The sequence below is a fragment of the Richelia intracellularis HH01 genome (assembly GCF_000350105.1).
Classification (GTDB): Bacteria; Cyanobacteriota; Cyanobacteriia; order Cyanobacteriales; family Nostocaceae; genus Richelia; species Richelia intracellularis.
Genome location: NZ_CAIY01000005.1, coordinates 110,725 through 126,255, shown reverse-complemented (window position 1 = coordinate 126,255; position 15,531 = coordinate 110,725). Strand labels below are relative to the sequence as shown.

6 protein-coding genes and 1 pseudogene are annotated in these 15,531 nt (G+C 33.3%); all 7 read left to right on the top strand.

Annotated features, from left to right (window positions below):
* Positions 1–562 precede the first annotated feature (562 nt).
* The 7 genes and pseudogenes from RINTHH_RS00535 (at position 563) to RINTHH_RS00510 (ending at position 15,478) form a co-directional block, all read left to right on the top strand.
* On the top strand, positions 563–3,589 hold the full coding sequence (locus RINTHH_RS00535) for an AAA family ATPase (protein WP_044304275.1): 3,027 nt from the start codon (positions 563–565) through the stop codon (positions 3,587–3,589).
* A gap of 1,434 nt (positions 3,590–5,023) precedes the next feature.
* Positions 5,024–5,719, top strand: a complete 696-nt coding sequence (gene tsaB / locus RINTHH_RS00530; RefSeq protein WP_044304274.1) for a tRNA (adenosine(37)-N6)-threonylcarbamoyltransferase complex dimerization subunit type 1 TsaB — start codon at positions 5,024–5,026, stop codon at positions 5,717–5,719.
* A gap of 1,172 nt (positions 5,720–6,891) precedes the next feature.
* Positions 6,892–7,689 (top strand): 3',5'-cyclic-AMP phosphodiesterase, encoded by a 798-nt coding sequence (gene cpdA, locus RINTHH_RS00525; RefSeq protein WP_008231556.1) that lies wholly within the window; start codon positions 6,892–6,894, stop codon positions 7,687–7,689.
* 2,997 nt (positions 7,690–10,686) lie between these two features.
* Positions 10,687–12,192, top strand: a complete 1,506-nt coding sequence (locus RINTHH_RS00520; RefSeq protein ID WP_008231554.1) for a site-2 protease family protein — start codon at positions 10,687–10,689, stop codon at positions 12,190–12,192.
* 656 nt (positions 12,193–12,848) lie between these two features.
* Positions 12,849–13,043 carry a 50S ribosomal protein L33 gene (gene rpmG / locus RINTHH_RS10270; RefSeq protein ID WP_081606204.1) on the top strand — a complete coding sequence of 65 codons (195 nt, stop codon included), beginning with the start codon at positions 12,849–12,851 and terminating at the stop codon, positions 13,041–13,043.
* A gap of 9 nt (positions 13,044–13,052) precedes the next feature.
* Positions 13,053–13,268 carry a 30S ribosomal protein S18 gene (gene rpsR, locus RINTHH_RS00515; RefSeq protein ID WP_008230109.1) on the top strand — a complete coding sequence of 72 codons (216 nt, stop codon included), beginning with the start codon at positions 13,053–13,055 and terminating at the stop codon, positions 13,266–13,268.
* 129 nt (positions 13,269–13,397) lie between these two features.
* Positions 13,398–15,478 (top strand): annotated as a pseudogene (locus tag RINTHH_RS00510) (ribonuclease catalytic domain-containing protein).
* The last annotated feature ends 53 nt before the right edge of the window (positions 15,479–15,531 follow it).

The following is a 15,531-nucleotide window of genomic DNA, read 5'->3' as shown; positions in this document are numbered from 1 at the left end:
TTATTCTTGTGAATAATCTCATTCTAATAAATTATATAAATAATAGTATATACATCAAGTTAACCTTGGATAAAATTATTTTTGTATTCTACATATAAGGATTACATAAAGCAAGGTTGGAGTACATTCAATGAATTAAATGATTATTTTATAATTGATAATAAATATGCTCTGGTAATATATAGCTGTAAACTAACACAATCTCTATAACTAAGTAATACTTGATAATACCAAGCATTTCTATGCTATTAGAAATGCTTGGTATTATCAAGTATTACTGCAAGCTAAATATTCAGAATAATCATCAGTAATATGTAAAATATAATGTAAAGTATGCACTTTACAAGCAGGATTAGCTATTATTAAATACCATAGATATACATTAAGCTACATGTTAAAAATCCAGAACAAAGAGAGTATTAATTTTTGTAAAAACAAGACCCAGTATACTAGAAATATTGATTTTACAAAGGTAGACTCTGAAAGTGGAGTATACTTCTCTAATTAAAAATAGAAAACACAGTATTCAACATAGAAAACACAGAGTGTTTCCGTATCATCAATGATCCCAGTACAACTTGCCTTAAAAAATTTTCTTAGTTATAGTGAGGCAAATTTGGATTTCCGAGGTTTGCACACAGTATGCATTTGTGGTTCTAATGGTGCAGGGAAATCTTCTTTATTGGAAGCAATCACTTGGGCTATTTGGGGGCAAAGTAGAGCTGGAATAGAAGATGATGTTATTCATGCCGGAGCAAAAGAAGCCAGAGTAAATTTTACATTTCAAATGAGTCTAATGCAGACTTACCGGGTAATTCGCAGTCATCCTAGGGGTGGAACTAGTGTTCTAGAATTACAGGTAGAAACCCCTGATGGTTTTCGGGCAATTACTGCTAAGGGTTTAAGGGCAACTCAAGAATTAATTCTGCAACATATCAAGTTAGACTATGATACCTTTGTTAACTCTGCTTATTTACGCCAAGGACGTGCAGATGAATTTATGGTAAAGCGTCCTAGTGATCGCAAACAAATTTTGGCAGAGTTACTTAAGCTGAACCAGTATGATGATTTAGAAGAATCTTCAAAAGATTTGTCCCGTCATTTTAAGATCAGGGCTGAAGAAAGTAGTCGGCTCTTAGCAGAAATGAAAGAGCGGTTACAAGAAAGAGAAGAAATTTCCCAGCAAAAACAAGATTTAGCACAAGAATTAAATCAACTGCAACAGCTACAGGAATTAGATCAAACTAAGTTACAAAATCTCCTGGTAATTCAACATCAACGCAAAACATGGGAGGAACAACTCGAATTTGTCTACAAACAGCATCAGGGCTTATTTCATGATAAGGAAAGATTAAAAAAGGAAAAATCTAGTTTACAAATTCAATTAGATCAAATGGAGGAAATTTTGCAGCAAAAAACTGAGATTGAGGTTGGTTATAGTCAGTATCAACAACTTCAATCTCAAGAAGAAGTATTGGCAGCAAAATTTGAAAATTTTACCCATTGGCAAGAACTAAAACAGCAAAAACAACAGGAATTAGACCAGGATTTCAAAGTGCTTGAGCAGGAATTACAAGAGGCTAGAGCAACTTTAAACATTTTGACACAAAAGGAACAAGAAATTGGGAAAATACTTGCGAAAATAGGAGAAGTAGAAACTGCATTTGCCAAATTAAATTCAGCTAGGAAAAATTTAGCAGAATTAGATCAACTTCAAATGCAAGTATCTCCCCTATTGCGAAAACGAATAAATCTTCAGACACAAATAGATCGAGAACAAGCTAGTTTGGCAGCTAGATTAGAACTATTAGAATTAACTCAAGATGATTTGAAATCTTGTCAAGAAAACCAACATCAGTTGCAACAATCAGTCACAGAAGTGGCAATGCAAATTGAGGGAATAGAAAAAAAACGGGTATATCTGCAACGGGTACAGGAAAAAGGACAGGAAAGACGAAATTTTATAGAGAGATTACAAGCCCAACAACTTGAATATGAGGGACTTTTAGAAAAATTGGAGCAAAAACTGCAAATGCTGCAAACTCCCAATGCTATTTGTCCTTTGTGCGAATATCCTTTAGATGAACATCATTGGAATCGGGTAATAGATAAAACAAAGGAAGAGTACCGGGATACAGAAGGTCAATTATGGGTAGTTCGTGAACAAATAGCTTTCTCTGATAGAGAAATTCAGGTTTTGAGACAAGAATACCGGGAAGTTTCACAGCAGTTAATTCACTATGATTACCTACTGGAAAGAAGGGGACAATTAGCCGCCAAACTAGAGAATAATAGTTATAATAAACAGAGACTGCAAGAAATTTCTCAAGGAAGAGAAGATTTAAAACAATTAGTACAATCTAAGGGGTATTTACCTAAACAGCAGCAGGAATTACAGGAATTAGATACGTACCTGCAAAAACTCAACTATGATGAGCAAAAACACATTTTGGCTCGCAATGAAGTGGAAATATGGCGCTGGTCAGAAGTTAGACTTAGCCAAATGAAAGATAATCTCAAACAAAAGGCAGAAATCCAGGTAAGAAAACCAGAAATTCAGGAGCAGATAGTTAAGTTAGAGTCTAGTATTAACCAATATCATAATTCTCCTATTTATCAGGAAATGCAACATATAAAGAAGCAAATTAATGATATTGGTTATGATGGGGAAAAACACCAGAAAACCCGATTATATTTGCGTAAAGCCCAGTGTTGGCAATTACGCTATCAACAACTAATAACTGTGACCGGTCAATATCCAGAATTACAAGATCGGTTGCAAGAGTTAACTGCATCTTTATCTTTTCGTTTGTCTGAGGAACAAAGACTAATAGAACAAGTCAATCAAATTCAGGAGCAACTAGCAAACACAGCTGACCATTTAGACCAGATTCAAGTCTTAGAGGAGCAAACTGCTATTCGTAGAAAGGAACTTGATAAAAAAATTGCTCAATTAGGAAGTTTGGAACAGATGGCAATGCAATTGGAAGCTTTACAAAAACAGTATGAAGAACAGCAACAGCAATTGCAAGAGTATTGTAGACAAAATCGTATATATCAGGAATTAGCACAGGCTTTTGGTAAAAATGGCATCCAAACATTAATGATTGAGAATATCCTACCCCAGTTAGAGGCAGGGGCAAATCAACTGTTATCTAGATTAAGTGCCAATCAATTACATGTACAATTTGTCACACAAAAAGCTGGACGGGGTAGTAGAGGAAAAAAGAAAACTGCCAAATTAATTGAGACCTTAGATATTTTAATTGCGGATGCCAGAGGAACTCGTGCTTATGAAACATACTCGGGTGGAGAAGCATTCAGAATTAACTTTGCCATTCGTTTAGCACTGGCCAAATTACTTGCACAAAGGGCAGGTGCTGCTTTGCAACTACTAATTGTAGATGAAGGATTTGGTACTCAAGATAAGGAAGGGTGTGATCGTCTAATTTCAGCTATTAATACGATAGCTCCTGATTTTGCTTGTATTCTGACAGTAACCCATATGCCTCATCTAAAAGAAGCATTCCAAGTCAGAATTGAGGTGAATAAAAATCAACAAGGTTCTCAACTTAGTCTGTTAATTTAACATAACTTCATTATGTTGTTCAAAGCCTGAATAAATGTAAAACTCAGTTAGTGAGTTGATAAGAGGTAAAGACTTCAGAGAATATTGTCAGCACGAAAAAATAAATGTTGATACAACTAGGTAGTCAAAATTTGACATAATTTTTAATAGGAGAAAAGAGAAGTTAGCAAAGATCATTTTTAAGAAGACTTTTGAACAGGAGACAATTAAAAGAGAGCCGAAAAACAAAACAAAAGAAATATCAAAAATGATAGAATCATTCTAGTTAGAAAGGGATTTAAATGGTAAATACAATTATAACTAATTCCTAATGCTTCCCTCAAACTGTCAGTTAACATTAAGCTATGTACAAGTATCAGATAACATTACTTTTATAAACAGAATCCTAGGAGAGCCAGTTTTATCAAAGGGAATATAAATTTTATGAAATCTGGGTTAAATAGAATATAGAAGTCAATTCTGTAAAACCAGTAAACAAAAATAAAAAATATATTTTTGACTGGATTATTTTGTATACTAACATGTATAAAGTCTTAACTATTATGCTTTTTATATCGCCCAGTATTTTTAATTTAGGATTTAATTTTGTAGCTACTTGATTATTGTACAAGGATATAATTTAGAATTGAAAACCATAGCCAAATAATATTTTTATTTAGTATTTTTATTTTTCCTTCTATGTATAAAAATACTGAAAATTTAATCAAATCTGATAAAAACCATATATGCCAAGTATACTCCTAGTACAACGAACATTCTATAAGCTCTCATATTTAAGTCTTAAGCCCTAACCACATTTGAACTGATGACTTACGAATAAGTTCATTTATACAATGAGCTTATTGTATACTCCAATTTCAATCGACTTATTTAGCATAATAGATTGCTTTTTCTATACTATATTCAATATATGAAATAAACATACTACAGCCCATACAAACATTTTGAGAATATATATATCTATCTAGAAACTTAAATTCTTCATTCCTACCATTTGTAATTCAAATTATGTGAAAAATAGTTTCATCAAGAAATTTAAATTAATCGTCAAATATTCATTATTTAGAGATTCTAATACCCCTGATAGTATTTTGAACTTTAATATCAAATATATTGCTTAGTTCAGGCTATAGTGTAATAACTGTTACTTAATGGTTTTACCCAAGATATAATATTAATTATAAAACAACTTTTACTATTTACTTATTACTGCATAAAATCATCTTTGATTAGAAAAATATTTTTGATATTGTCAAACAAAAGAGAATTCCAACAAGTAATATTTATAGATCAAAGTGCTTCTGCTATATTTAAAATTTATACCCCTAGAGTTTATTTGTCAGGAGGGAAAGGAAAATATAAAATACTCTTAAAATTGTTACCAATCTGAAGACAGTCAGAATTTAAAAACTACACAGTAATATTATTTGCAGTATGGAAAATTCATTTACTACTATACAAACACCAGTAAAGTATGGCTTGGCACTACACACCACTACTCCCGAATTGGGATTAGCCATAGGCAATTTTATGGGAGCAAAACGTTATGATGTCTGGAATTTAGAACGCCAGGTGTCTAACTTATTACACCAATACATAGTGGAGTTTATCAAACCACAAACCTGGAAAGACTTAGGATTTATTGCTGTAGCAAAAGGACCTGGTGGTTTTACTGGTACGCGAATTGGAGTGGTCACTGCTAGAACTTTAGGACAGCAATTAGATATTCCTGTGTTTGCAATTTCCACTTTAAGTGCCATAGCCTGGGCACAGTTAAAAGGTAAAGATAATTCTTCATTGCAAAAAATAACCCTCACAGAAAAATGCATAAGAGCAATTGCCGTACAAATGCCAGCACAAAGAGGCCATATTTGTGCTGGCATTTATAAACCAAGCACAGATGGAAAAAAGTTAAAAGTATTGCTTGATGACACAATATTTTTACTAGAAGAGTGGCAGAAAAAATTAGCTAGTTTGCATACAGATTACGAATTAGTTATAGCCACATCCGGTCTGGCAAAAACTGTTGACAGCATTTTAGAAATAGCATATTTAGGCTGGAGTTTGAAACAAAATCCTCATTGGTCAGAAGCACTGCCATACTACGGTCAGAATCCTTTTATAGATTAATCGATAAAGTGGAAAATGGTTTTAAAGAGGATAGGCTCATGCAAAAGCATTTTCGCAAATTATACACACTAGCCTCATCATTAATTGGACTATCGATTTTTATTGTTTTGCCCTTGGTTTAATTCAATATTTTCCATATAATTTAAGGATTTTGCCATACTCATGTTGTATCCTAAATGAATTCTATATCATTATTAGATAGAATGTTATAAAGTCTAAATCAATTGCATCTTGTCATAATTGTAGAAATTGTTATCATAAGCTTTTTCTAAGCTTTTTCTGATTGGCAATCAGGCTTCTAGGTGTATGCAAACATGTATTTATTTTTGACCAAAAAACAAAAGGTAATTTTTTTGTTTGTGATAGTGCTCAATATAACCTTTATGTAAAACCATCTAAATCCCCAATGTTTAATTTTGCATTCTTGTAATTTTATCTTTTCGATTTTCACCTCACGTCAATCCTAAAATACATTGCAATTGATGTACCAATTAATATACTGGGGAAATATCTATACTAAACTGAAAATTCTACCAAATTGAAATATCACCTGATGCTTTAAACATGAATTATATCTTGGTAATTATGCCACCGTTCTTCTACTCTACTTTCTTGTAGTAGTGTAGAAATAAACTGCTCATATAGCTCCAAAGGCCTTTTCATTCACCTAGAATAGTTGCTCTTGATTCAATAATTAATTAATGTTTGGCATTCTACTTATTAAGCCACTAGAAATTTTCCCTCCTTTTCTTTTCCAAAAAAATATTTACTTAGAAAACTAAGCAAATAAAAGGACTGATTGCAGTTTAATTTATATTTTCAGCATTCATAGAAAATATAAATATATAGTTAACATACAGAAATTGTTACAATCAACTTATTAATTACGTAAAAATTACGTAATTAATAAGTCAAGAAAATATCTTATATAACTTAATTACTTATGTCAGAATGATTATAGATGCGAAAAGTTGGGGTGATTGAAATGAACTACCAATCTTTTAGCAGAGCATAATGGATAGTATACCAATAACATCTTTCCTTTATCTTTTATTCACCCTGACCATAGTCTTAACAAATTATGATGAAATAACAAGTGATATATAGATATACCACTTGTTAAGTGGGATTGTGCTCACAATACTACCAATATTGAAATTTTATTGATCAAAATGAGTGATACTTATCCTGTATCAGTTGCACAAATAACAGATATACATTTGTTTGCTGATGAAAACCAAGAATTGTTGGGAATACCTACAAAAGATTCCTTTTGTGCCGTTATAGAACATCTCGGAAATTTAGACACTGAAATTGATATGCTACTACTTACAGGGGACATATCTGGGGATGGAAGCCCAGAATCCTATGAAAATCTACAAAATTTGTTATATCCTCTACGATTACCTACTTATAGCGTACCAGGCAATCACGATTGCTCGAACGTGATGAAGGAAGTATTAAACCTCAAGTTATTTTCTCGGCGTAAGTCTTTTGAACGTGGTGGTTGGAACTTTATATTGCTGAACTCCTGCATTTCTGAGCAGGCACATGGCTATCTCTCTATAGAAACACTAGATTGGCTGGATACCCAACTGACTACTCTGGATAGTAAGCCAACATTAATAGCTCTGCACCATCCACCTTTTCTTATCAATTCTCAATGGTTAGATAAAAGCCGACTGCAAAATCCAGAGGATTTATTTGCCATTATTGACCGCCATTCCTATATTAAGTTAGTAATATGTGGTCATGTTCATCAAGAGTTCCAATATCAACGGTATCAAGTTAACTATTTAAGCACTCCTTCAACTTGCATTCAATTTCAACCTAACAGTCCAGATTTCACTTTAGATGATAAACAGCCTGGTTTTCGATATCTAAAATTATACTCTAACGGTGATTGGGAAAGTTGGGTAGAAAGAGTACCTTTTTTCTATCCATTGAACCTATTAAATACTGGACATTAAACTCAACTTCAGTTAGCAATTTTTGATAAAATAAGGCTTTGTAATCAGACTTATAGGAAAATGTAATAGTAATAATTTACTGCGCAATTACCCTTGTTTAATAAAACATTGGAGAGCATTTTTAGAAAATGACTTAAGCCTCAAGTTTATCTTCTTAAACCTAATTGAATTAGGAAGTTTATTTTGGATTCTCGTCAAGTAAAATTTCCATAACCCATTAGCTCCGATAAATTTAGCTATCATCAAAATCCCTAACTTAATTCATAAAAGTTGGGCTGAAATAATTATAGTGCTTGATCAAGACAAAAGTATTTTGGATTAACCACATGTGATTAATTCAAGCCTTAAAAACTTTTATTATTTTGTCTTTAGATTAATTCTCTAACCTTGCTTTTTATAGGACATAAAAATATTTTTGTACAAGTTTTCAACTATAAGAGACCTCAAGTACACTTCAACCAGAAAATAGTCATACTCACTTGCTACTATATATTCAAGTCTGGGAAACCATAATAGAAAATCCCTGATCCTACCTTAATCCAAGGTAACATACCCTTACTTTGATATACTAGTACCAATTACTTGAGATTATGTCTTTAACTTTTGCGGAAAGAGTTCAATCATTACTCTTTTAAACTTATTAGAATCTTCAATATATTATATTGAAGATTCTAATAAGTTTATATTCTTAGCCAAAAAAATATTCAAAATGGTTTACAATATATGTAAACCTAGATAAAGCTTTGAGCATAAAGTCTCTTATAAATAAGAGTGCTAGCAAACTCAAATCATAAATAGTATTTAAAGTAAAGTTTAATTGTTTAACTGAGATTTTCGCTGTAGACTAAAAGAAAAATAATATAGAAAATACTACAGCTTTTAGGAGAGTTCCAAAGGCTTATATTCTCAATATATTCATTGTGATTAAACTAGTCACTATAAATTCAGACACTGATTAATACTTAACATTTTTACTATGTATTATTAATTTAACTACTGTCTATTCTCTCGTTCCTTAAAACTTTTCTAATAAATAACAAGTAAAATACTTAGTATAAACTTCCTCTCAGAAAATAAGTTTTGTTTAGTTGATTTATAATTAAAATTGCTAAAACAGCGTAAATTTTACGTACCAATAATTACTACTTTCCGATAGTACCAAATTGATCTCCAAACAATATATTTTCTAGTTTAATCATGGGATGTTCCAAATTTTAAAGCTATTAAAGTAATTTAATTAATAGTTTGCAGAGAGTACATATGTATAATGAATGCTTAATCATTAGTTAATAATACAGCTAAAAAATTTCTTTTTCAAGATTGACTATCTATGGGGTTGGTAATCTTGATTTCTGGCAAGCTACAAAATACTCCGGCTATCTGCATTACATTATATATATTCATAACAAATTACTCTAACTATCTCCCATATAAAGTACAAAATACGTTTGATAATTATACTCCTCAATCAACTTGGTTGATGCATTAATTATATCTGCGAGTATAAACTTTCATCCATAACTCTCACCACAACAACTTTCACTTTTTCTTATGTATTCAGTCATTAGTTTTAAAATCTGGTAGAAGTAAGCCTTAATAGTACATATTCTTGGTATACTAGGAAATTAGTAGCTACTTCACAAAATTTATATAATGCTTATACTTACTAATACATATCCTCAAAATTCTAGTTAATAGCAATCTTACTAGATAAATGAAATATGAGCTTAATTCTAAAAGTCAATATCTATAGAATTGAATTATTATATTCAATTCTCACACGATAACTTATAAAAGAATGAAAAGCAGAGTATAATGACCAAATATCTTATCCATAAGATGGGTTTAGGTTTAAGTATTAGAAAACAGTTTATTTATATTTTTTTGTCATATTACATATATTAGAGCAAGTTTAGGAGTAGATACCGCCAAATAGTTGGGTAAAGAGAATATTTTCTTTTAAAAGATAAGCAATAGCGCTATTATTAGGGCATCAGAATTTGCATATGAAAAACACTTTCAGGCGGAGGAAAAACTAACAATCCAAAATAAAGCCAAATTAACGCATTAGCTATGTGAAAATCGGACCTTCAATCAACACTGAATGTACAAAACAACTTAACCCTTGTACATTCCTCTGAAATATTACAAGGAAATTGTAGGAATACATAAGAGCTAAATGACAAGAAGTTCTTTGTGCTCTTCTTCTAATAGAAAATTCATCTATTGAAGAATTTTCGTAAATGGGAGTAATACAACTAGAAGTTCCTTAATTCTATGCTAATTAATTGTCTAGTGAAATAATCATAAGAACTAGTATTTTTTTATACAAAAACTGCTAGATAAGGCAAAACTACTTCTATACAAGAATTATAATTACCTTAAAGATTATTATAATTCTTGTATAGAAGTAGTTTTGCCTTCACAATATTTTCTTTAATAGTTTGGTTTACTCAAATGTTACATTACTTAAAGTTGATCAAAGGCAGAAAAATCGAGTACTTATTAAATATAGGAGATGACATATAAAATTTGATTTTGGGGTTACAAGCTTTAATCATTATTTAGGTCAGTTTTTTTAAAGCTAAATGTTCAGACCAAATTTTAGTCAATAAAGGAAACACCAAAATATAAATTTTGCTGGTAAAAATGAGAATAGTGGCCATTTCATATGGAGTATAAAAAAACTTAATCTCAGTATCTTTAAGTTGAGTGTTAGGATGGTTTTCTTATGTATAAAGCACTATGGAATGATGATTGACTGAGAAAACTATGAAAGTAAATAACTTAAATAGCTAAATTTTGATGAAAGAAAACCTCTTAGTTCAATTTAACCATAGTTCCCTTATATGTATTCTAGCCTTACTCACATTTATCCGATTCTTGCAAGGTCGGTAATACTCATTTTTTATTGTCAAACATCGTTATAAATTATTATAAATAGTCCATAACACCTGACAAATTTAGGCTTGGTATTTCAAAACGAAGGGTTGGGAAATGTTTAGTGCGTCAGAAACTCCTGTGATAGCGACCATTCTATTAGTTGCTGTAGGTATTTTAGGTTGGGGCTTTTATAAAGCTAAGCCCTATGGAAAATTGGGACTCTTGTCCTGGTTGCAGTCAGTAGTATTAATGATTCCCTGGCTAGTATTCTTTGGTTTATTTGCTGCGGGCATTTATGTAAATATAGCAGGCATATTATTAATAATAATGGTTGCCACCAGTATTTATATTTATTTGGGAAGACAATTAAGGGCAGAGGGACGACATAAAGTTTTGCAGCAGAATGCAGACCAAAGATCGTTGACAAGTCAATCCCAAGAGAAAAAACAACAAAGAGATAAAGAAGAATCTACGGAAGCTCCCAGTCAATTGCAACCAAAATTAATTTCTATTCCTGGTGAAGATTTAAATAGTATTAAAGGTATTTTCGGAATAGACACATTTTTTGTGACAAATACTACTGCTTACTTAGAAGGGGCAATCTTTGAGGGCAATTTACGGGGAGAACCAGGAAAAACTCACAACATTCTCAGTAACACTTTAAAAAAACGTTTTGATGAAAAATACCGCCTGTTTTTGGTAGAAAATCGAGATGGAAAACCCGTGGTAATTGTTTTACCCAGCAAGAATGATCCCCAACCGATGACTTTCACTCAACAGGTATTTGCTGGGATATTATTTATTGCCACAATTATCACTTGTATGGAAGTAGTTGGTATTATCTTATATTTTGATTTATTTTCTAATCCAAGAAGATATATGGAAACGATACCGATTGCAGTTGGAGTGATGGTAATTTTACTTGCCCATGAAATTGCCCATAAGATAGTTGCAAATTGGTACCAAGTTCGCCTCAGCCTGCCTTATTTCCTACCCGCAGTACAAATTGGTTCTTTTGGAGCAATTACTAGGTTTGAGTCTTTACTACCCAACCGAAAAGTATTATTTGATATTGCAATAGCAGGACCTGCTGTTGGAGGGATCCTCTCTTTAGTAATTTTGGTGATTGGTTTATTGCTTTCTCATCCTGGTAGTTTATTTCAATTGCCCAATACATTCTTTCAAGGGTCAATTTTAGTAGGCAGCTTGGCAAGAGTAATTCTCGGTTCTAATGTACAATCATCAGTGGTAGACGTAAGTCCACTGGTAATAATTGGCTGGTTAGGTTTAGTAATATCTGCCATTAATTTAATGCCAGCAGGACACCTAGATGGTGGTAGGATTGTGCAAGCAATTTACGGACGTAAGACTGCTAATAGAACGACTTTTGCCACGGTTATTTTGCTAGCATTAATCAGCCTAGGAAATTCCCTGGCTATGTACTGGGTAATTGTGATTTTATTTTTACAGAGGAATTTAGAACGCCCAAGTTTAGATGAAATCAGTGAGCCTGATGATGCAAGGGCTGTTTTAGGACTTTTAGCTTTGTTTTTGATGATTATCACTTTGTTACCTCTTACTCCCTCATTAGCTGGGCGTTTGGGACTTGGTGGTAGTTAAGGGTATATCAAAATCATTGATATACTGAGATAAATCATTGCAAGTATTATGATGAAGAGCATTATTTGAAAAATTGTAATAAGTTAATAAGTATACTTATTAACTTATTACAATTTAAAAGGACTTAATAAGGACTTAATACAGACATAATTTAAAATTTGTGAGCAATTATCTGATTAAGTAGTCTTTTCAGAGGTCATAAAAACTGCTTCTAGTAAGAATTTATCAGGATATTTGTTTCTACATTACTTTGTCTAATTCTGTGAGTTATCTCATTAACCTATTAAATTATAGGTATCACAAACCAAGCAAAAAATAATATCAAATCCTAATTACTAATCTAAGGAAGAACTAGGGTTTATTTCGCTGCTCTACTTAATTTAAATCAACTCAATCAAAATTATTAATTTTCTGAATTTAGCATACTCTTATTATTCTAGACTAGAATAATGTATTTCAGTATTATCCAAATTATAAGATAATATACGGTAGACCATGTATACGTCGACATGCTAAAACTAAAATCGTTTTATTCCCAACCCAATGGGCTACTCACTAGATATCAAAACTGAAGTGTTTTACTGGTGAGTTGGGAGAAAATATGAGACAATAAGAGTTTGTTTTTACTACTCTAACCTTTTAATCTTTGTAATAATATGGCTAAATCTAAAGGTGCCCGTATTATAGTGACATTAGAATGTACCGAATGTAGCTCTAATACCAGTAAACGCTCGCCAGGAGTATCTCGTTATACAAGCACTAAAAATCGACGTAATACCACTGCGCGATTAGAATTGAAGAAGTTCTGTACCCACTGCAACAAATATACAATCCACAAGGAAATTAAATAAAAGTAGATTATGAGCTATTATCGCCGTCGTTTATCTCCAATTAAGCCAGGAGACCCTATTGACTATAAGGATGTAGATCTGTTACGCAAGTTTATTACCGAGAGGGGCAAAATATTGCCCCGTCGGATTACTGGGCTTACAGCCCAACAACAGAGAGCATTAACATCAGCCATTAAGCGGGCAAGAATCCTGGCTTTGTTGCCATTTATCAATGCAGAAGGTTAATCAGAAAATTAGTGAGTCAAGAATGGGGAAATGTTAACAAACTCAAAGCCCTGAACTCTTAGCTCCTGACCTTGAAATTCATCTATATAAATATTTGTTAGCTGTTTACCTGTATACAATACGAGGCTTGTGGAGAAGGGGACCCTAGTTGAATTTAAACTGCAAGGTGATCGGCACTTAGGAGTAATAGATCGCCAAGATGGTAAGAATCGTTGGATAGTGGTTGATGAGCGGGGACAACCCCACAGCGTCGCGCCGCGACAGATCAACTATCAAATCGCTGGAGAAACCTACAAGCCTTCACAAATTGCCGATATTTTATCGGAAATAGAACCCTATCTGGATTTGTCAAGCTTAGAGGTAGCTTGGGAGCTATTGGTAGAAGAAGGGCTAGCTGTCACCTCAGAGGAAATGGCCCTATTATTATTTTCTGAGTCTTCACCAAGTCAATCTTATGCTGCTCATTGTTTACTATCGGATGATACGGTCTATTTCAAGCAAAAAGGAAATAGTTATGAGCCTAGAACTAAATCTCAAGTTGCTGAGCGTAAACACCAATTAGAAGTAGAAGCCCTCAAGGCTAAAGGCCAACAAGAATTTCTTGCCCGTGTAGAACAAGCACTGATAGGTAAAGAGGTGAAGTGGCAAAAATACGATTGCCAGCGTTTGGAAGTTTTAGAAAAATATGCAACATTTCTTGCTGAGTTGAGTGACATGGCACGTAAGGGTTTAGATGATAATTCACTTGCTCGTTTTTACCCTCCTCCAGCACAAATTTTGGAAACGATGAATATACTAGGACGACCAGCAACCCCCTCAGGAACTTTTAAGTTTTGGTAGACTTAGGATGGTGGAGTCCCCATGAAAATTTATTTCTGCGTCGTTTATCAATTCCTGTTTCATTCTCCAGTAAGGTATTAGAAGTGGCGCGAAAGCAGTTAGAATCTAACCCACCAGACCCAGATAGTGATCGTTTAGACTTAACTCATCTCAAGGTCTATACCATTGATGATGAAAGTACTACAGAGATTGATGATGGATTAAGTTGGGAGAAATTAAGTGATCTTAAAGAAAGAGTATGGATACACATTGCTGACCCTACTCGTTGGCTAGTTCCAGAAGATGAGTTAGATTTAGAAGCCAGAAGACGTGGTAGTACTGTATATTTGCCCACAGGTATGGTGTCCATGTTTCCAGAATTATTGGCAACTGGCCCTATGAGTTTAGTTCAAGGTAAACATTGCTGTGCCCTGAGCTTTGGGGTAATTTTAGACGAGTCTGGAGCAGTGGAAGAATATAGTATACATGCAAGCTATATTAAACCTACCTATCGCCTCACTTACGAAGATGTGGGTGAAATGCTTGAGCTGAGAGTACAAGCAGAACCCGAAATAGCTGCAATTGCTAAATGGGCAAAAAAAAGGCGCTATTGGCGTTATGAGCAAGGGGCAATAAGTATAAATATGCCAGAAGCTATGATTAAGGTTAAAGAACAGGGAGAAGATATTAGTATTAATTTATTGGATGATTCTTCTTCTCGGCAGTTGGTAGCAGAAATGATGATTCTTGCTGGGGAAGTTGCGGCTCGCTATGGTCAAGAACATAATATTCCTCTACCGTTTCGCGGCCAACCCCAACCAGAGTTGCCACCAGATGAAGAGTTATTGTTGTTGCCACCTGGGTTTGTCCGCGCCTGTGCTATGCGCCGTTGCATGCCCAAAAGTGAAATGAGTATTACACCCCTACGTCATGCTGGTTTGGGTTTGAATACTTATACTCAGGCAACTTCCCCCATTCGCCGCTATAGTGATCTCTTAACTCATTTCCAAATTAAAGCACATTTACGAGGACAAACACCTCCTTTCTCAGCAAATAAGCTGAGGGAAGTTATGAGTAATGTTACCAGTATTACTCAAGAGGTAACTATGGTGGAAAGGCAAACTAATAGATATTGGGCACTGGAATACTTACGCCGTTATTCCTATGAGACCTGGCAAACTATAGTTTTAATGTGGCTAAGAGAAGATAGTGGTTTAGCTCTAATTCTCCTTGAAGATTTGGGATTACAACTACCTATGTTCTTTAAACGCGTTGTAAAATTGGGGGAACGTATATTAGTCAAGGTAATTTATTCCGATCCTCGTAAAGACTCAATTCAGTTTCAAGAGATCGTGCATCAAGAGGTACAAAAGGCAGGTCATGGTATTTAGAGAAAGTTTTTTTACTAATGGGGTTTACTTTGATCGAAAAGCGAACCTTAAAA